Source organism: Kitasatospora sp. NPDC015120 (assembly GCF_043080305.1).
Lineage (GTDB): Bacteria > Actinomycetota > Actinomycetes > Streptomycetales > Streptomycetaceae > Kitasatospora.
The window spans coordinates 645399-663751 of the sequence record NZ_JBIBVJ010000001.1; the positions used below are offsets into that span (position 1 = coordinate 645399).

Below are 18353 nucleotides of genomic sequence, written 5' to 3' on the forward strand. Positions count from 1 at the left end.
AACCCCCCCCCGCGGGGGCGGGCGCCGGGCCCCCGCCCCCCCCCCCCCCCCCCCTCGCCCCCGGGGGGGGGCGCGGGTCCCACCCGCCGGACCCCCCCCCCCCCCACCAGTCGGCTTCAAGCCCCAGCCCGCCGTTCCTGTTGCGTAGTTCAGCGAAGCATGTCAGTCGGCCACGGGCGGCTCGGGCGCAGGCTGGCTACCCTGCTGGCGCAGCTCCTCACGCCTCGTCGCTTCAATCGCCTCCACTCGCCGGGCCTCGGCGTCGATCTCGGCTGTGCGAACTTGAGCCCGGGCACCGATCTTGGCCTGCACGACGACAGCAGCCGCTGCGGCGAAGCCTGCTGCTCCACTCACGATGTCGCCGTACGGGATGCCCCCAAGGGGCTCCAGCGGCTCGTCCGGGTCGTGATCTCTCGCGGGAACCACTTCAAGCACTTCTGCCAGGCTGTCGACAATGTCGTCAGCCGACCCTTCGTCGGGCGTATCGATGCTGTCTGCCATGCCCGTAGGCTAAAGCAGCCCCCGCGTCACGAGAAGGTCTGGGCTGACTGGTGGCTCCTCATGACGCCCGATCGGGACGAAGCCGAGCAGGATCGCTTCTGGGCTCGACCACCTGCGGGGACATCGCTATCCGGGCCCGATGCCGGCCCGGGCTCGCCGCCGAGTCGGCGCAGGGGCCGCAGGAAGCCTGTTTGCGACATCCGTGCCCACACCCCCGCGTCCGTGGGGTGAGCGGCGATCGGCCGGGCCCGGGCATCCCGGGCCCGGCCGGAGGGCGTGCTTCGCCGCCGCGCGGAGCGTCAGCGGCCGGGCGGCCGGGTGTCCGGCGGGGCGAAGCGCGGGTCGTCGGCGGCCGCGAGGGGCAGTTGCCGGTCGGCGGCCGGGGACTGCGTCTCGGCGCTGGCCGTTCTGGTCCACCGGTTGGTGCGGGTGCGGTCGCCTTGGCCGTCGGTGGGCTTGACCCTGGGGGGCTTGGGGAGCAGCTCGCCTTGGCCGGCGCCCGGGCGCAGGCTGGTGATGCGCGGGCGGTCGCCGTGGACGTCGGGCACGCCTCGGGCCCGGAGGTAGTGGGCGAACTGCCAGTTGCGGCAGGTGTTGTAGGCCTGGTCGTTGGCGTTCGGGTCGTCGTCGGGTATGTCGGCGTCGGTGAAGTGGATGGGCTTGACGCCGTCGAGGTGGACGGTGAGGCCCTTCACGTTCAGGGTCTCGGTGTGGCCGGGGGCGGCCTCGACGGCCAAGTGCGGGTTGTCGTCCCACCTGTAGGGGGCGGTGGTGACGCCGCACAGGTACCAGGCGAGTGCGTGCGGGAACTCGTCCAGGTCGATGGTGGCTTCCTGGGTTCGTTCGTCGACAAGCCGGCTGTAGCGGCCGTGGAGGGCGACCGCGCAGTGCCGGCTGAGGTCGATGCCGGTGACGTACTTGAGCCACAGGTGCCGATACCTGCGGTCTCCGACTTGGACGGTCATGGATGGCAACTTGCTTATCCCATCTGCCAGTTGAGGATTACCTTACATATCTATTCTATACTCATTGAAGGGGTTGTCCTAAGCGCCGTCGCGGTCCCGGCAGGCCCGCATCAGCGCCTCGACCAGCGGCTTGTGCCTGTTGTGCCGGTAGTCCCCCGGGTACTCCATGTTGAACTCCAGCTCCAGGGCGGCCCGCCGCTGCTCCTCCGGGATGGCCTTCGGCTTCCGGCACACGGCGTAGATGTTGCCGCCGTTGGGGTTGCCCCGGGTCTCGACCTCCTCGAAGTACCGCTCCATGAGGGCCCGCAGCGATGCGGGGTCGTGGAACCGCTGCATGGTCCAGACGCCCTGCCTGAACGACGCGGTGAAGCCGTCCTCGTCCAGGAACTCGATGCTGCGCCGGTAGCGGCCGTTGTTGCGGGCCTTCTTGCCGCTGACCCTGCGCTCGACGGAGCCGAGGGAGCGTGTCCCGGTGTAGAAGGTGCCGTCCTTGGCGAGCAGCGAGTTGCAGGCGATGACGACGGCCGCCTCGAAGTCCAGCGACGTGATCGAGTTGATCACGCTGTCGAGCACAACGACGTCGTACAGGCCGTTCGCGGGGATGTCCCGTTGGAGGTCGCGGATGTGCGAGACCGTCGCCGCGACATCCAACGCGTTCTGCTTGCCGGCGGCCTTGACGTGCGGCTCGTACCAGTGCGCATCGAAGCCCTGGGCCTTGATCCGCTTGATGTAGGCCAGCTCTCCGGCGCCGAAGTCCATGATCCGCTGGCCAGGGCGCAACGCGGGAAGGACGTGCTGCTCGTAGGTGGTGGACTTGTTGGAGTCGCCGTCGTCGCCGCCGAGGCGGTGCATCTGGCACCAGTGCTGCGAGTACGCCTTGATGCCGAGCTGGGTGTAGTCGTAGACGCCGTAGTCGCCGTCGAGCCACACCGCCAGCTCGTCGGCTTCCTGCACGGACAGCCGGTAGCACAGCAGCGGCAGCTTGAGGTCGGCGACGACCACGGCGTAGTCGTTGTTGAGGATGACCCTGCCGGCCGAGTCGGCGACGACGGACCCCCAGGTGCCGTACCGGGTGACGAGGCGCCGGATCTCCGCCTGGACAGCGGGGTTGGAGCGGGAGACTGCGGTCACGTCTTCGGGGGCGATCCACTCCCAGCCGTGGGCGTCCGGTTCGGACGCCGGCACCCGGACCTTGGAGCCGTCCGTCTCGATGCTGTTGTGGAGCAGGTTGAACTGCACTTCGTCCTGCGTACTGACGTGACCGTCGAGGAGGATCGCCGGGGCATGGGTCTGCCCGATGGCCTTCAGCGACTTGGTTCGCTGGTGGCCCGCGACGAGGATGTGGTTCCCGTTGACGATGACGGGCTTCACGCAGCCGAACAGGGCCAGGGATCGCTGGAGGCGGTCGAACGCCTCCTCGCTGAGGCGGCGCGGGTTGTAGGGGGCGGGCTTGAGCTGCCCGATCGGGTACGACTCGATGAACTCAGGCATCGGCCAGCTCCCGCTGGTCGAGGAGGTAGTGGGCGAACCCGGTGTCGGTGCCCCGCGCGGTGTAGAAGGCGTCGTGGACGTTGTTCAGCCGCTCCACCTCGTCCTTGGTGATCTGCACGCGGGTCGTGCCCCACTGGACGAAGCCCCACTGAAGGTGCTCGTCGGCGGTCTTGTCGCCTTCCCTGTCGGTGGTCTCCGCGGCGAGTTGGGACGGCAGCTCGATCGAGTCGAGGAGGTCGTCCACGGCGTCTTGGTCGTAGCCGGTGCCGTCGAGGTCCGGGAGGGAGGACAGGATGTCGGCGAGGAGTTCGGTGTCGTACCCGGCGAGGTCGGAGGTGCGGTTGTCGACGATGACGATCTTCGCGGCATCATCGTCGTCCACGTCGACCCACGTCACGGCGATCTGGTCCCAGCCGCGCTGAACGGCGGCGTCCCAGGTGTGATTGCCGGCCAGGATCTCGTTCGGGCGGCCGGTCAGCGAGCCCTTGTTGACGACGATCGGCTTGAACTGGCCGTGCCACTTGAGGGAGTCGGCGACGGAGTTGATGTCGCCGCGCCGCGGGTTGCGGTGGTAGCGGGTCAGGTCGCCGATCGGGACGGCGAGCGGCAGCAGGGAGTCGACGATCCGGTCGATCGGTTCACGCTGAGGCACGGAGCTGGTCTTTCGTAGGCCGATTCCCCGCGCCCTACGCGGCAACAGCCTAGACGACACAGCTGCGGCGTTCCTCATGTACCGGCTTGAACAGGGCGTTTGACGAGCAGCGAGAGGTTCATGAAGACTCCTGTTGGGTGGTCTGGCCGAACAGGCCGCACCCGCTCTCCCCTGATTGCAGAGGAGAGTGCTCGTATGCCTAGATGTTCTTCGTTGCGCCGGCGCGTAACGGGAACGTACGGCTACCTGCATAGTTGCGGGAAGAGCAGGCCCCGGCAGGGGCAGGTGGTTCGCCACCAGGCAGTAGAGGTGTGGATCGCGCGATCAACACCTGCTGTACGAGACGATGCGCCGGCAGGGATCTCGGTTCGAACCTTGTCCGCTTAGGCGGGAGGTCGAACCGACCTGCCCTGCGCTGGATCGGCTCGACCTCCCACAGGGAGGTAGAGCGTGGAACGTGCCCTTCTTGCTGCTTGCATCTTCTTGATCGGATTGCTGGCGGCTCTTGTCTCGGGGCTGGTGTCTCGTGCCGATGGCGCCAGCTGGCCCGCCGCCGTACGCGGCGGCGCCGCAGCGTTCTTCGCAGCCGTCATGTTGTGCATCACCGCAGCCACCTTCTTCACCGGCGGAAAGTAGCCCGCTGGGGATCCTCCCCGCGGGTGGGCGGATCGGGCGAGCTCAGTGAAACGTACTTCGCGTACCGTGCTCGCTTCACTGGGGCCGGAACATGGGTGTGCCCGGCCGGGAGGGGACTCGGCCGGGCACACGTTCGCGGGGAGGGCTTAGCCTTCGCCTCGGTCTAGATGGCGGGCCTGCTCGGGGGTGACCTCGCCGGTGCAGAGACGCCGGACGATTCCGGCTCGCTGGTGGAGCGGGCTCGTGCCGGCATGCAGGAGGTCGACGGCTGCAGCGAGGCGGGCTCTGGCGTCGGCGAGCTGGGTTTCGGCGGCGTGCGCGCGGTCCCAGAGGGCGTCCAGCTCGGGGTCGGTGATGGTGGTGGCGGTGGGCCGCTGTGGGCCTGCCTGGGGGCGCTCCTGCTGGGTCACTTCGGGCTCCGTTCCGCTGGGTCGAGTAGACGGTAGCCGGTCCGTCGGACGTGTCCCATCGCGGTGGTCGCGGTCGGGTGGAGGGCTCCGAGGAGGATGTCCCGGCGCCGGGGGTGGGCCGTCGAGGGTCTCGACCTCGGCCCGGCCGCCGCTGAGGGCGATGATCCGAATTCGGCGTCCTTCGTCGAGCGGGTGGCAGGAGATGTACTCCTGTCCGGGCGCCGGCTGGGGTCCAGTCATCGGTTGTTGCACCGGCAGAGGGCGGAGACGGGATCGCACCAGGAGTCGCACGCCTTGCACCAGATGGCTCCGGGCCAGGGCGGGGTGCGGTCGGGTTCGGTGGTGCTGGTGGCGGTCACTTCGGTGTCGTCCTCTGGCGGTGGGAGTTGAGGGCCAGGAGCAGCAGTTCGCGGTGACGGGCCGCGTTCGGGTCGGGCCAGCGGGTGCTGTATTTCCGGGGTCCGGGCTTTGTCGGCTGGGGAGGTCTGGGGTGGTCCCGTTCTGCACAGAGCGCGGAGAGGGGTCCGTATCGTTCCTGCATCAGCCGGGCGTACGCCTCGGGGTCTGCTGCGTCGTTGGCCCTGTAGGTGTCGGGCATGTGCTGCTCCTTGGGTGTGCGCAGGCCCGCCCAACGCGGAGCGGTCGGGCGGGCCTTGGTCGTGACGTGCTGGCTGGCGTTTCCCCTCGTGGCCTGCTCACGGGAGCGGCCCGGTTCTGGAAGGTGGGGCGCGGGGGGAGTGCCGCCATCCAGGACCGTGAGGGGGGTGTCACGGCGCGTGTCACCGGGGGGTGGTTCCGGATGGGGCGGTTCCGCTCCTCGGTGACATGCAGACCGTATCACCAATGAGTCCCCATACAAGTTGAGGGTCTAGGGCAGGTCCGTGGACTCCAGTTCTTCCACGGTGCAGCCGTCGAACGGGGCGGTCCCGAAGTCGTCGGTGTCCGGGTTATCGCCGGACGGGGCGAACAGTGCGTCCTGGCTCCCCTTCCCGTACCAGGCGGTGGGGGGCATCTGGATCCAGTCGGGCCGAGGCATGTGGTCCGGTCCTTCCCTGAGTGAAGTCGTTCGGGTCATCTTGCAGCGGATTCGGCCCGGAGGCGCAGCCGGGGCCGTCCACATACGGGCGGGCCCGGGGTATCACTCCGGCCTGCGGAAGCGTCCGTACGACCGGGCCCTCCCGGGCGGCCCCTTTCGGGGCCGCCGGCGGGTAGGCCGTCAGGCGGCGACGGGCACCGGGGTCTCGTCGGTGGCGGTGTCGCCGTCGGCGGTCGCACCCTCGGCCACAACCTGGGCCAGCATGTCGGCGAACTCGGCGTCGAGGTCGGCGGGCTCGGTCGAGTCGTCCTCGTCGTCGGGCTCGGCCAGGTTGGGGGCCTGAGCCGCGGCGGAGGCGACGACCTCCTTGGCGTCGGCGAGGGCCTTGGCCTGCCGGATCTGGAACTTGGCGTCCTGGACGCTCTTGGCGGTGCGCTCCAGCTGGTCCAGGCGGGTGCTCAGCTGGCCCTCCAGGGCGGTGGCCAGATCCTCGACGGGGGTCTTGGCCAGCTCCTCCAGCAGGGCGCGAACCCGCTCGATCTGGTCGAGCTTGTTGCGGGTGCTCTTCTGGACGGCGACGCGCTCGGCCTTCTCCTCCTCGCTCAGCTCCGCGATGTCGAACATCGAGGGCTGGCGCTCCTGCTCGCGGACCTGGTGGGCGAAGTGGAGCAGGGTGTTCTCGTCCATCGGCTGGCCGCCCTCTCCGCCCTTGGCCCACTTGGTGATGACGGCCTGCTGGTTCTCGGGCTTGAGCTCGGAGATGCGGTGGGCGGCGGCGGTGCCGATGTGGCCGTGGGTCAGGTGGTGCTGGACGGCGGGGATCAGGTCGAGCAGCTGGAGGCGGATCTTGATGTAGCGGGGGGTCTTGCCGAAGGACTTGGCCACGTCGGCCTCGGTGAGGGGGCTGCCGTCGTCGTTGGTGTCCTCGTCGAGGATGCGCCGGTAGCCCCGACCCTCCTCCAGCGGCGTCATGTCGGCCCGGTTGACGTTCTCGGCCATGGAGCGGACGAACGCCTTGATGTCGGAAGGGACGTCGACGATCTCGGCCTTGATGGTGGGGTTGCCGACCTCCTTGTTGGCGCGGTACCGGCGCTCGCCCATGACGATCTCGTAGCCGCCCTGGGGGCGCCGGCGGACCTCGATCGCGGTCATCACGCCGTGCTTCTTCACGGAGGCGATGAGTTCGTTCATCTTCTCCTCGTCGAAGTACTCGCGGGGCTGGGCCGGGTTGGCGTGGATCTGGGTCATCTTGAGCTGCTTGGCCATGGTGTTGTTCCCATCCGGTAGTGAGGAGGTCCGTCCCCCTCTCTCTTGTTTAGATTCTATACTCATTGAGATGGGGGCACAACACCGGGGCAGAACAAGATCAAAATTTCCCGTCGACCCGCCAGGATTATTCAGAGACCCTGAATAACCGGCTCATCGGTCACGAACCACCATGCGAGCGAGGGGTTTCAGCACGAACCGCAGGGGCATTCAGCGATATCCGATCCGCCGCCTTCGGAGTCCCGAGAAGCACGAGGGCACCAAGCACCGCGCGGCCAGCCAGGGGGTTTCCACCACCGGGCTCGGATTCCACCCCGGCCTGGCGAAGCTCTGCGAGCACGCGCGCCACCCCTGCGCTGTCGATAACCACCGAGAAGCCCCCATGTGCGGGCGCGGGTGCCTGGATGCAGCCGCGCGGACTCGGCCCCGGCATGGTTCAGCGAAGGCCAAAGGGCCGCTGAGCTGGTTGGATGGCCCGCAGCCTGCCTTAGCTTGCATGCGAATCCATGGGCTGTCAAAAGTCGGCCCGTCCATTCACAGACGGCGGAGCGGCTAGACTTCCTGTTGCCGATCGCCAACAAGAAGCCGCTGCGCGGTGCAGAAACACCGGGAATCCAAGATGTCCACGCGCTCCCCCACCGCCGACAGTATGTGGAGCCTGTCCGCGAAGCTCGCGTTCCTACGCGAACGCCTCGCCAGAGAGACAGGGAAGGTCCCCACCATCCGTGATCTTGCAGCGCGGACGGTGGATGAGAGTGGTAAGCCAAGCCTCGACCACACAGTGATTCACCACACGTTAAACGGGACTAAAGCGAATCCTCCCTGCCGTACCATTGTGGGGCTGGGCCAGGCATTCGAATGCCCGCCGGCGTTCCTTCTGCCCGGGCCCCAGGACCTGGATTCGCTGGAGGTCTACTACGGCTACGAGCAGGCCCGCGAGGCGCTGCGCCTGGTCGCCGAACTCGGCGAGAGCGGCGTTGAGGGGCTTCTTCAAGCCGCACATGCCCTTCGGGCGGCGCGCGGCTTGAAGGCCGCCCCGGACGCGACGCCCGCCGACGACAGTCGCAAGCCCCGACGACGTGGGCGGCTGTCGCGCGCCGAGGCTGCCGAGGCGAGCCGCCAGGAGATCCAAGGGCTTTACAGCTGAACCTGCCGCAGTCTGCGGCGGCACCAACCGAAAGAGAACGATGGACTTCGCGGCCCCAATCCTCGGCGCAGCCCTGGTCGTCGCCACCGCAACCGCCGCCACAACCATCCGCCTGGCGATACGAAGCCGGGGAACCCGGTACTCCCGGGCTGGCAGATGGCCCCTGGACCGCTGGAGCCGTTACGCCGCCGCTTCCAGTGGCTCCGCCTCGATCTTCTTCGCTCTGCCCGGCGTCAGCGCCCGGATCGAATCCGTCACCGGAGTCGACAACCTCGGCATGGTGATGGTGCACCTGCTCGGAATCCTGACCGTGGTGAGCCTCCAAGCGTTCCTCGTCACCTGGACCTACCAACGAGACGCCTGGCGGCGCGCCTTGCGTGTCCGCTTCGGTGCGGCCTTCGGAGTCGCCGTGGCGATCACCGTGCTGGGTCTCTCAGCGCCGAGCGGCATCGACTTGATCAACGGGTACGCCGATGCCGGCGCCGCCATCTACCTACTGGTCATCGACGCCTACTGGGCAGTGACCGGCATCGCCGTCGCCTGGGACTGCCTGCCCCTGGCGATCTGCAACGCGCGAGGGGGCCACCGCTCCATCGCCGCCGCGCAGGGGCTGATCGCCGCCAGCGGATTCGCCTCCGCACTCTGGGGAGGCACCGAGGCCGCTTTCGTCGCCGTCACCCAGATCCGGGGCGACGCGTGGAGCACCAGCGTGCAGGACGCTGTGAGTTCCTCGTCCGCCGGGCTGTTCGGGCTGTTCCTGTTCAGCGGCATCGCTGTCTCGATCCGCGCACGACACAGCAGCCGCTGACCTGCCCGCGGGTTGACTAAGCGGCGGTGCGAAGGTCGGGCGGCGGCGGCAGGTGTCGCCACCACAGCTTCACCCGGCCGGGCTTGATCGTGCGCGTCCCCCGGCCTGCCTGGAAGATGTCGATGCGGTACAGCATGAGCAACGCCAGCCCGGCCTTCGCTTCGGAGGGCGCCGTGTTCCACCAGGCGACCAACTCGTCCACGCTACCGGTGACCGGCGTCGCCGCAGCACGCTCCAGACGTCGGATCGCCCGGTTGAGGGCCTTCGTCTCCCGTGCAGCCTCGGCCTTGGCGATCCCGGCGCTCTTGGCGGTGATCTGCTTGCGGAGCACCATCGTGCCGAGGGAGTCGACCGTGGCACGGACCTCCGCCAGCCGGTCCCGGTGCGTCGCCAGCTCCCGGCGTGCCTCTTCGCGCGCGGCTTCCAGGGACTTCTGGGTGCCGGGCAGCATCAGGCGGGCGACGATCTGCTCGCCGGCGTGGTCTTCGAGGAGCCCGGCGGAGATGCGGACCTTGCCGCACTCCCCCGGCCGGTCGGCGCGGGGCCCGTCCGGGCAGCAGTAGCCGGGGTGGCCCGCGTTGGTGCGCAGCCCCTGGGTGCTGGCTCCGCACAGGCCGCACGTCACGAGATCGGTCGAGCCGAACAGATAGTCGTAGTCGGGCACCGGCTCGGCGGCGCTACCGCCCTTGTTCTTCTTCGCCGTCTCGGCGGCGTCCTGCTTCTGGAGCTGGGCGAACTGGGCAGGGGTGATCATGCCCGGGTGGCCGGCGTCGACGAGTTTGCCGTCCGGGCCGTACGTGAGACCGGCGATGGCCGGGTTTCTCAGGAGCCGGGCCAGGGTCTTGCCGGTGAACGGGGAGCCGAGAGTGCCTACGAGGCCCGCGGCGCGCAAGGAGGCCGCACCGACGGCGTAGGGCTCCCCGCCGATGCGGCGCTCCACGGCCGCCCGTACAGCCTGTGCCTCGTCTTCGAGCAAGGCGCGCTTGGCCGCGTCCGCGAAGCCGAAGATTCTCGGTGCCACCTGTGTCCCATCCCATCGCGCCACCGGCACCTCGTGATGGCGACACTTCAAAGTGTCACCATCACGTGGTGCCCGTCACGAATCCATGACAAGTCCCTCGACCTGGAGCAACCTCCACAAGGACGCGGTGAGGACACGTCGCGTGCCGCTCACGGCGATCAGGTCCAGCGGAAACGTCCCCGCCTTGATCGCCTCGTACGCCTTGTTCGGGCCCATCCCGAGCGCGCTCGCTGCCGTCGTCACACTGATCGTGACAGGCAGACTCAGAACCTCGCGCAGCGTCATGCCCCGCTCGGCCTTCACGGCCCGCTCATCAGACTTGTCGATCTTCATGTTCAGTACGTTGTCGCGATCTCCCCCGCGCCAACTTGGGTCCAGCCTACCCGGGCCGGAAAGACCGGTAAAGGTAACGATGGGCAACCAACGATAGCGAAAGTCGTGGACATACAACAATCGACCGACCCGCCCAACACCTCCACCCAACCGCCAAGTCCCCTGGCAGTAGGGGTCGTTACGTACACAACCGGCGCACGATGAGGCATAATAGAACACATATTCTAGTGACTGCCCGTGGAGGCCCACGGCCAGCAAAGAAGCGAAACGAAAGGCAAGGCTCGGACGCATGTTCGAGAAGCGGACTTACAAGAGGTGCACCTGCAAAGGCCCGAAGGTCTACCAGCGCGGCCCGAAAAAGGGCCAGCCGATCCTGAACCGGGACGGCACCCCGAAACTCGCCGAACTCGGCTCGGCCTGCCCCGACCTCGAAACACGAGGACACGGCAGCTGGTACTTCTTCCTCTACGCCGACTCCGACACCACCGGCAGGGCCCCGATCCGGGTCCGCCGCGGCGGCTTCCGGACGCAGGACGACGCGATCGCGGAGGCCAAGACGACCTGGGAGGACATCCAGGCTGGCCTGGACGTGACCGTGGAGGAGACGTTCGGCGAGTACCTGCTGCGGTGGGTGGAGAAGAAGAAGAGCGTCGCACTGTCCACCGCCGACAAGTACGAGGAGCACATCCGGCTCCACATCAACCCCTTCGCCGGCCAGGTCGACCGCCGGGCGGTGCGCAAGCACCACATCGAGGCGATGTTCGCGGGCATCCAAGACCGCAACACCACCATCCAGGCCCACCGCGAGTACGTCGCACTCCTCACCGAGGACTGCGAGCGCAAGCGGGAGGCGTGGCGCAACGGCTCCAAGACGGACCGGCCGGTCCTGCGCGCTTCCTGGCACGACGCCCGCGAACTTCTCGCCAGCGAGCGCAAGAAGATGCGGCGCATCACCGACCTCCCCACCCAGCACCGCATCAAGGCGACGCTCTCCTCAGCCCTTGCGGACGCCGTCCGCGCCGAGGAGGTCCGGAAGAACTGGGCCGAGCTGGTCGAGCTGCCCTCGGCGTCGCCGCCGAAGCCCATGCTCTGGACTCCAGCCCGAGTCGCCAGGTGGCGCGAGACCGGCGAGATTCCGGGCAAGGTGATGGTCTGGACGCCCCAGCTGACCGGCGAATTCCTCGACTTCACCGTCAACGACCCGCTGTTCGACCTCTGGCACTTCATGGCGCTCCGAGGGCCGCGCCGCGGTGAAGCGTGTGCCCTGTCCTGGACTGAGGTTGATCTCGACGCCATGTCCGTGACCATCAGCCGCCAAGTCGTCTCGATCGCCTACAAGCTGTTCGGGACGACACCGAAGGCCGGGTCCGAGCGCATCCTGTCCCTGGACACCGAGTCGGCCCGACTGCTGGAGAAGCGGCGGCTCCTCCAGGCCAAGCAGCGGATCAAGGCCGGTCCGGCCTGGAAGAACGAGGGCCGGGTGTTCGCCCAGGAGGACGGCTCCGGATACCACCCGGATTACCTCACCCACCGGTTCAAGAAGCTCGTCGAACTCGCCCAGATGCCGCCGATCACCCTGCACGGCCTCCGCCACGGGGCGGCGTGCATCGCCCACGTCGGCGGCTCGAAGCCCAAGGAGATCTCCGAACAGCTCGGCCACTCGACCATCAAGATCACGATGGACACCTACACCAACGTCCTCCCCGAGGTGCAGCGGGTCCAGGCCGAAGCCGCCCTCGCGGTCGTCCCCCGTTCCGGCCGACCGGCCGCACCAGCGCCCGCTGCGGCTACGGCCACGCCCGAGCCGCCCCCCGCGCCCGTCGCGGCTGTACCGGCCCAAGCAACACCGGCGGCAGCCCCCGAGGTGCGCCCGGCCAGCGGCGGCCGACTCACGGCGCTGCGCCGCGTCCGGGAGAAGCGAGCCGCAGAGAAGGCGCCTGCCACGGTGTAGCCGGACGCTCTCTGTCGGAGGCGGTGGCGGCCAGCAGGCCACCACCGCCTCCCGCGTTTCCGCAGCGACTCAGGCCGTGCGGTGCTCGCGCTCCAGCCAAGCCAGCTCCGCCAGCCACAGCGCCGTGTCGTCACCCGGCCGCTCGAAGGGCTGCTGGCGCGCCAGCTTGAAGAACCCGCCGGACGGCCGACCGGTCTCCCTCAGCACGACGACGGCCGACAGCATCGGCATGTCCTTCCCCCCGTGGGCGCGGGTCGCGTCCTCCAGCAGGTACGGCATCGGCCCCTCGTGCGCCGGCACCGCGTGGCCTCGGTCCGTGAGCATGTCGCTGAGCCGGGAGTAGTAGAGCGGCTGGAACGGCCGGGTAACCCAGTCGAGCAGGATCTCCTCCGCAGCCTCCAGCGCCGCCGCGTACTCTGCGTCACCACGTCGCATGGCACCCCCGCTACCCGCATCCGGTCTTCTGCCCCAGAGAATGCCTCACCAGCGAGCGGGGCGAACGGCGAACTTCGGAACTCACCGGAGGCCCGGTCTGCGGACGTTCTGCGGCGGAAGGGACTCGGCCGACGGGCCGGACTGTCAAGGTGCCGGAGGGCGGTCCCCCGCGCGGGCGTGCGGGGAGGGCTGTCCTGCGCCTGTTCCCCGGGTTTTCCCCGAGCGGGTGAATCTCAGCGTGTTGGGCGGCGGCCGGTCCGACCCCTACCCTATGCTTCTGCCCGGGAGCCCTGGCGTTTTGCCTGGTCAGGTGGCTCTTCTGCCTGACGAACCATCACGGCCGAGTGTGGGGCGGGTGGGACTCGAACCCACGACCAAGGGATTATGAGTCCCCTGCTCTAACCGGCTGAGCTACCGCCCCGGTTCGCAGTGCGCGACGGCAGGCCGGTCGCGGCAGCAGCAGACGGCCCCGAAAGGCCGTCCCGGGCAGCATAGCCGGTCGATCACCCGTGGTGCGCGCCGGGGGCGCACACGGGTGCGCGCGCGGGGGCGGGCGGACGGCGGTGGCGCGGGGCGGGCCGGACTGGTAGATCTTGGTCGCGAACGGCGGGACGCGTGAACGGCCGCTCCCGCCCCGAGGACGAGACGGAGCCCCCGATGCCCTCCCGCCCGGCCCGGACCGCGCGCGCCGCCAGGACGGCCACCGCGGCGGCGCTGCTCCTGGTCGCCGCGATCGCGTGCGGCGCGGGACAGGGCGGCGGGCGGACGGCGGTGGTGGCCCCGCAGAACCCCGCCTGGGACCGGGTCGGCACGCTGGCGGTGCACACCGCGCAAGGGCCCCGGGCGTGCACGGCGAGCGTGGTGCAGAGCCCGCGGCGCAATCTGCTGGTGACCGCCGCGCACTGCGTGGAGAACCACCGGGTCGGCCTGCTGGACGGCCTGGTGTTCACCCCCGGCTACCGCAACGGCTACTCACCGTACGGGAGTTGGCCGGTGAAGAAGGTCACCGTCGATCCCCGCTGGTCCGCCGACGCCGATCCCGAGTACGACGTGGCGTTCGTCACCGTGGGCCCGGCGGGCGGGCGGCAGGTCGAGGACGCCGTCGGCGGCAACCCGCTCGGCACCGACCAGGGCTTCGGCCTGGCGGTCTCGGTCACCGGCTACCCCAACGAGCGCGACGAGCCGATCACCTGCTCGGGCCTGACCGCCTCGCAGAGCCCGACCCAGGCGCGGTTCGACTGCGCCGGCTACACGGACGGCACCAGCGGCAGCCCCTGGCTCACCACGAACGGCCGGGTGATCGGCGTGATCGGCGGCTACCAGGAGGGCGGCGAGACGCCGGGCACCTCGTACAGCGTCACCTTCGACGACCGGGTCGCCGAGCTCTTCCAGCAGGCCGTGGCGTGACCCGGCTCACGCCGCCCGGGCCGCCCCCGGGGCGGCCCGGGCAACACGAAGGCCCCCCGGTCTACCGAGGGGCCTTCGCTCTGAGCAGTCACCGGGCGGACCCGGTGCAGCTCCCGCATTTGGACTCGAACCAAAAACCTGCCGGTTAACAGCCGGCTGCTCTGCCAATTGAGCTATGCGGGATCGCGGTACACAACTCCCGTACCACGCACGGACGCCGGACCCGAGGGCCCGCCACCCGAGCTCCCCCAATTGGACTCGAACCAATAACCTGCCGATTAACAGTCGGCTGCTCTGCCAATTGAGCTATGGGGGATCGAGCTTCCCGCTCCGGCTCCCGGTCTCCCGGGCTCCTCGGCGCTCGCTGCGGGACATACATTAGCGCACTCGGGGGGGTGGTCCGCCAATCGCTTTCCCCGGCCGCCACCGGACGACCCCGCCCGGCGCGTTCCCCGCGCGCCGGGCGCCCCGTCCGTGGATGCTGGGGTCACCGAAGGTTCACCGTCCCGGCGGACGGGGTAGGGCAATGCGGCAATGGCCGCCAGGAGAGGGTGGAATCCGACCATGTGGAAGCTGTCGTTCGGTGTCGGACTCGCGACGGGCTACGTCCTGGGCACGCGGGCGGGGCGCCAGCGCTACGAGCAGATCGCCAGGGTGACCCGGCAGGTCGCCCAGAACCCCACCGTGCAGGGCGCCGCCGGCAAGGCCCGGCAGCAGGCCGGCGCGGTGGCCGGGAAGGCCGCCGGCGCCGTGGCCGGCAAGGTCGGCGACCGGCTGCCGAACTCGGTCACCGACCGGGTGCCGTACTTCAACCGGGCCAGGAGCGAGGACGACAGCTGGGGCACCTACCGGCCCTGACCGCCGTCCCGCATCCCGGCCTCCCCGAGCCCCCTCGGCGGCCCTCCGTGACGGGCGGGTGACGGCGTGCTGAAGGCCGGCCGGGCACGGGCTCCCGGGCGCGGTACCGAACGGGCAACACTTGCCCCGCCGGGCCGCGCCCGGACGCCCGCTGAGGCATGATCTCGACCATGGCCATCGTCGCGGGGATAGACAGCTCGACCGGTCGCACCCGGATCGTCGCGTGTGACGCCGCAACCGGCGCCGTCCTGCGGTCCGGCAAGGCCCCCCACCCCACGCCCGACGACCCCGACGCCCGGCCCGGCGAGGCCGACCCGCAGATGTGGCTGCACTCGCTCGGCGACGCGGCGGCCGGGGGCCTGCTGGAGGGCGTCCGGGCGATCGGCGTCAGCGCGCAGCAACACGGCATGATCGGCCTGGACGCCGGCGGCGTGCAGGTCCGGCCCGCGATCCTGTGGAACGACCCGCGCTCCAGCGGCGCCGCCGCGGCCCTGCTGGACGAGCTGGGCGGCCCGGCGGCCTGGACGGCGGCCATCGGCGCCGTCCCCAGCCCCGCGTACACGATCGCCAAACTGCGCTGGCTCGCCGAGTTCGAACCGGCCAGCGCCCGGCGGATCGCCGAGGTGCTGCTGCCGCACGACTGGCTGGTCTGGCAGCTGCTCGGCCACCCCAAGCGCCGCACCACCGACCGGGGCGACGCCTCCGGCACCGGCTACTGGTCCCCGGTCACCGGCGAGTACCGGCAGGACCTGGTCGAGCTGGCGCTCGGCCACGAGCTGCGGCTGCCGGACGTGCTCGGCCCCGCCGAGCCCGCCGGACACACCCCCGAGGGCCTGCTGATCTCGGCCGGCACCGGCGACAACATGGCCGCCGCGCTCGGACTGGGCCTCGGCCCCGGCGACGCGGTGGTCTCGCTCGGCAGCTCCGGGACGATCTTCGCGGTGCACGAGCAGGCCGTGGTGGACGCCACCGGCCTGGTCTCCTCCTTCGCCGACGCCACCGGCCGCCACCTGCCGATGGTCGCCACCCTGAACGCCGCCCAGGTGCTGCGTTCCACCGCCGCCCTGCTCGGCCGCGACCTGGAGGGCCTCAGCGACCTCGCCCTGCAGTCCTCCCCCGGCGCGTACGGGCTGGTGCTGCTCCCCTACCTGGACGGCGAGCGGACGCCCGCGCTGCCGCACGCGGCCGGCACGCTGACCGGGATGCGGGCGGAGTCGATGGCCCCTCAGCACCTGGCCCGGGCCGCCGTCGAGGGCATGCTCTGCAACAGCGCGGACGCCCTGGACGTGCTGCGCGCCCGCGGCGTCGAGGTGAAGCGGGTCTTCCTGCTGGGCTCCGCCGGACGGCTGCCGGCGGTGCGGCACGTCGCGCCGCAGCTGTTCGGCGTGCCGGTGGTCGTCCCGCCGCCCGGCGCGCACGCGGCGCGCGGCGCGGCCCGGCAGGCGGCCTGGGCGCTCGCCGGGACCTCCGAGCCGCCGCGGTGGGACCTGCCGGAGGCCGTCACCGCGGCCCCGGACGCCGAGCACGACCTGCCGGTCGGGTCCGCGGTCCGCCAGCAGTACCGGGCCGCCCGCGAGCAGATCCACCCGGAGACGGCCGGCTGAGAGCCCCCGGGGGCCGGGCGGGCGGTGAAGATGCGTCACCCGGCGACCGGTGGCAGCGTGGGAGGCGACGCGGCCACCGCACGGAAGGGCGGCAGGATCCCATGGCACTGCACAAGGGGACCGGTGACGACCGCCGGCTGACCGTCGGACCGTTCCTCGGCACCGCCGCCGACCCGCTCGGGGCGATGGAGCTGGCGCCCCCGCTGCACCGGCTCGCCGACGGTCCCGTCCCGGCCGACACGGCGTACCAGCTGATCCACGACGAACTGATGCTGGACGGCAACGCGCGGCTCAACCTGGCGACCTTCGTCAGCACCTCGATGGAGGTGCAGGCCACCCGGCTGATGACCGAGTGTCTCGACAAGAACATGATCGACAAGGACGAATACCCGCAGACCGCCGAGCTGGAGCGGCGCTGCGTGTCCATCCTCGCCCACCTGTGGCACGCCCCGGACCCGGACGCCGCCGTCGGCTGCTCCACCACCGGCTCCAGCGAGGCCTGCATGCTGGCCGGCCTGGCGCTGAAGCGGCGCTGGATCCGCCGCAACGCCGAGCGCTACGCGGCCGGAGCCCGGCCCAACCTGGTGATGGGCGTCAACGTGCAGGTCTGCTGGGAGAAGTTCTGCACCTTCTGGGAGATCGAGGCCCGCACCGCCCCGATGGACGGCGAGCGCTTCCACCTCGGCCCCGAGCAGGCGGTGGAGCTCTGCGACGAGAACACCATCGGCGTGGTCGGTGTGCTCGGCTCCACCTTCGACGGCTCCTACGAGCCGGTCGCGGAGATCTGCGCCGCGCTCGACGACCTCCAGCGGCGCACCGGGCTGGACGTCCCGGTGCACGTGGACGGCGCCTCCGGCGGCATGATCGCGCCGTTCCTGGACGAGGACCTGCTCTGGGACTTCCGGCTGCCCAGGGTCGCCTCCATCAACACCTCCGGCCACAAGTACGGGCTGGTCTACCCGGGCGTCGGCTGGGCCCTGTGGCGGGATCACGGGGCACTGCCCGAGGAACTGGTGTTCAAGGTCAACTACCTGGGCGGCGAGATGCCGACCTTCGCGCTGAACTTCTCCCGGCCCGGCGCCGAGGTGATCGCCCAGTACTACGTCTTCCTGCGGCTCGGCCGGGCCGGCTTCCGGGCCGTCCAGGGGGCCTGCCGGGAGGTGGCGCAGTACCTGGCCGACGGGATCGAGGGGCTCGGCGGCTTCCGGCTGCTGACCCGCGGCGACCAGCTGCCGGTGTTCGCGCTCACCACGACGGACGAGGTGCCGTTCGACGTCTTCGACGTGTCGCGGCGGCTGCGCGAGCGCGGCTGGCAGGTCCCGGCGTACACCTTCCCGGCCAACCGGGAGGACCTCGCGGTGCTGCGGGTGGTCTGCCGCAACGGCTTCTCCCGCGACCTCGCGGACCTGCTGCTGGGCGACCTCGAACGGCTGCTGCCGGAGCTGCGCAGCCAGCCGGTCCCGCTCAAGGACCTCGGAGTGCCGGCCAGGACGGGCTTCCACCACTGACACCCCCCCCCCGCGCACCCCGCGGACGCGGGTGGCGGGAGATGGTCGCGGCGGGGAGGGCGGGTCGTTCGTGCGCCCTCCCCGCCGCGCGTCCCTGCGGCCCGGGGCAGCCTCCCCCCGTGGAGGCTGCCTCGTGCCGGTGGGGGCCAGGGCACGGCAGGTGCCGGTCCGTCAGAAGCGGTCCCCGGACGAAGGACCGGGCGGCGAAGCGCTCCGGTGGGAAGAACACTGCCCGACCACCACATGAATGTTCGAGCCCTGCCCGGTGTTGTGAGACACTTCCGTCCGTCTCAGCGCCAGGACCAGGGCTTTGGGACGCCGGGC

At 70.3% G+C, this 18353-nt stretch carries 18 protein-coding genes and 3 tRNA genes; 8 read left to right on the forward strand and 13 right to left on the reverse strand.

The annotated features are described in order from the left end of the window. Positions 1–162: 162 nt before the first annotated feature. From ACF1AK_RS03065 to ACF1AK_RS03080, 4 genes are all read right to left on the reverse strand, one after another. A complete protein-coding gene (locus ACF1AK_RS03065; protein WP_391497009.1) occupies positions 163–501 on the reverse strand; it encodes a hypothetical protein in 339 nt (112 codons plus the stop codon). Between the two features lie 299 nt (positions 502–800). Beyond that, positions 801–1466, reverse strand: coding sequence for a hypothetical protein (locus ACF1AK_RS03070; RefSeq protein ID WP_391497010.1), 666 nt, complete (start codon positions 1464–1466; stop codon positions 801–803). 78 nt (positions 1467–1544) lie between these two features. Beyond that, complete coding sequence (locus ACF1AK_RS03075) at positions 1545–2957, reverse strand: ParB N-terminal domain-containing protein (protein ID WP_391497011.1); 1413 nt, start codon at positions 2955–2957, stop codon at positions 1545–1547. Next, positions 2950–3609: a ParB N-terminal domain-containing protein gene (locus ACF1AK_RS03080; RefSeq protein ID WP_391497012.1), complete on the reverse strand. Its 660-nt coding sequence runs from the start codon at positions 3607–3609 to the stop codon at positions 2950–2952. The genes ACF1AK_RS03075 and ACF1AK_RS03080 overlap by 8 nt, the downstream gene beginning before the upstream one ends. Before the next feature lie 450 nt (positions 3610–4059). On the opposite strand from ACF1AK_RS03080, the gene ACF1AK_RS03085 reads away from it, so the two are divergent. Further along, a complete protein-coding gene (locus ACF1AK_RS03085; RefSeq protein WP_391497013.1) occupies positions 4060–4245 on the forward strand; it encodes a hypothetical protein in 186 nt (61 codons plus the stop codon). 146 nt (positions 4246–4391) lie between these two features. Here ACF1AK_RS03085 and ACF1AK_RS03090 read toward each other — a convergent pair whose 3' ends face one another. The 3 genes from ACF1AK_RS03090 to ACF1AK_RS03100 form a co-directional block, all read right to left on the reverse strand. Next, positions 4392–4655, reverse strand: a complete 264-nt coding sequence (locus tag ACF1AK_RS03090) for a hypothetical protein (RefSeq protein WP_391497014.1) — start codon at positions 4653–4655, stop codon at positions 4392–4394. An 868-nt stretch (positions 4656–5523) separates the two neighbouring features. Continuing rightward, positions 5524–5691, reverse strand: a complete 168-nt coding sequence (locus ACF1AK_RS03095; protein ID WP_391497015.1) for a hypothetical protein — start codon at positions 5689–5691, stop codon at positions 5524–5526. A 180-nt stretch (positions 5692–5871) separates the two neighbouring features. Continuing rightward, a complete protein-coding gene (locus ACF1AK_RS03100) occupies positions 5872–6957 on the reverse strand; it encodes a ParB/RepB/Spo0J family partition protein (protein WP_391497016.1) in 1086 nt (361 codons plus the stop codon). A 619-nt stretch (positions 6958–7576) separates the two neighbouring features. On the opposite strand from ACF1AK_RS03100, the gene ACF1AK_RS03105 reads away from it, so the two are divergent. Together ACF1AK_RS03105 and ACF1AK_RS03110 are read left to right on the forward strand one after the other, a co-directional pair. After that, positions 7577–8104 carry a hypothetical protein gene (locus ACF1AK_RS03105; protein WP_391497017.1) on the forward strand — a complete coding sequence of 176 codons (528 nt, stop codon included), beginning with the start codon at positions 7577–7579 and terminating at the stop codon, positions 8102–8104. A 40-nt stretch (positions 8105–8144) separates the two neighbouring features. Further along, the gene (locus ACF1AK_RS03110; protein WP_391497018.1) at positions 8145–8912 is read left to right on the forward strand and encodes a hypothetical protein; all 768 of its coding nucleotides are present in this window, start codon (positions 8145–8147) and stop codon (positions 8910–8912) included. A gap of 16 nt (positions 8913–8928) precedes the next feature. Here ACF1AK_RS03110 and ACF1AK_RS03115 read toward each other — a convergent pair whose 3' ends face one another. Together ACF1AK_RS03115 and ACF1AK_RS03120 are read right to left on the reverse strand one after the other, a co-directional pair. Then, entirely contained in the window at positions 8929–9933 is a 1005-nt protein-coding gene (locus ACF1AK_RS03115) for a recombinase family protein (protein WP_391497019.1), read from the reverse strand. A 75-nt stretch (positions 9934–10008) separates the two neighbouring features. Beyond that, positions 10009–10266: a DNA-binding protein gene (locus ACF1AK_RS03120; protein WP_391497020.1), complete on the reverse strand. Its 258-nt coding sequence runs from the start codon at positions 10264–10266 to the stop codon at positions 10009–10011. Between the two features lie 289 nt (positions 10267–10555). Between ACF1AK_RS03120 and ACF1AK_RS03125 the strand changes: the two genes are divergently transcribed. Further along, entirely contained in the window at positions 10556–12217 is a 1662-nt protein-coding gene (locus ACF1AK_RS03125; RefSeq protein WP_391497021.1) for a tyrosine-type recombinase/integrase, read from the forward strand. 69 nt (positions 12218–12286) lie between these two features. Here ACF1AK_RS03125 and ACF1AK_RS03130 read toward each other — a convergent pair whose 3' ends face one another. Continuing rightward, the gene (locus ACF1AK_RS03130) at positions 12287–12652 is read right to left on the reverse strand and encodes a hypothetical protein (RefSeq protein ID WP_391497022.1); all 366 of its coding nucleotides are present in this window, start codon (positions 12650–12652) and stop codon (positions 12287–12289) included. A gap of 347 nt (positions 12653–12999) precedes the next feature. Further along, positions 13000–13073: transfer RNA gene (locus ACF1AK_RS03135), tRNA-Ile, on the reverse strand. A gap of 236 nt (positions 13074–13309) precedes the next feature. On the opposite strand from ACF1AK_RS03135, the gene ACF1AK_RS03140 reads away from it, so the two are divergent. Further along, entirely contained in the window at positions 13310–14059 is a 750-nt protein-coding gene (locus ACF1AK_RS03140) for a trypsin-like serine peptidase (RefSeq protein WP_391497023.1), read from the forward strand. Positions 14060–14169: 110 nt separating this feature from the next. Here the strand turns inward: ACF1AK_RS03140 and ACF1AK_RS03145 are convergent. After that, positions 14170–14242: transfer RNA gene (locus ACF1AK_RS03145), tRNA-Asn, on the reverse strand. A 60-nt stretch (positions 14243–14302) separates the two neighbouring features. After that, positions 14303–14375 (reverse strand) — tRNA-Asn (locus ACF1AK_RS03150). A gap of 248 nt (positions 14376–14623) precedes the next feature. Here ACF1AK_RS03150 and ACF1AK_RS03155 point away from each other — a divergent pair. The 3 genes from ACF1AK_RS03155 (at position 14624) to ACF1AK_RS03165 (ending at position 18029) form a co-directional block, all read left to right on the forward strand. Further along, on the forward strand, positions 14624–14917 hold the full coding sequence (locus ACF1AK_RS03155) for a hypothetical protein (protein ID WP_391497024.1): 294 nt from the start codon (positions 14624–14626) through the stop codon (positions 14915–14917). A gap of 170 nt (positions 14918–15087) precedes the next feature. Further along, entirely contained in the window at positions 15088–16521 is a 1434-nt protein-coding gene (locus ACF1AK_RS03160; RefSeq protein ID WP_391497025.1) for an FGGY family carbohydrate kinase, read from the forward strand. 101 nt (positions 16522–16622) lie between these two features. After that, entirely contained in the window at positions 16623–18029 is a 1407-nt protein-coding gene (locus ACF1AK_RS03165) for a glutamate decarboxylase (protein ID WP_391497026.1), read from the forward strand. Positions 18030–18353 lie beyond the last annotated feature (324 nt).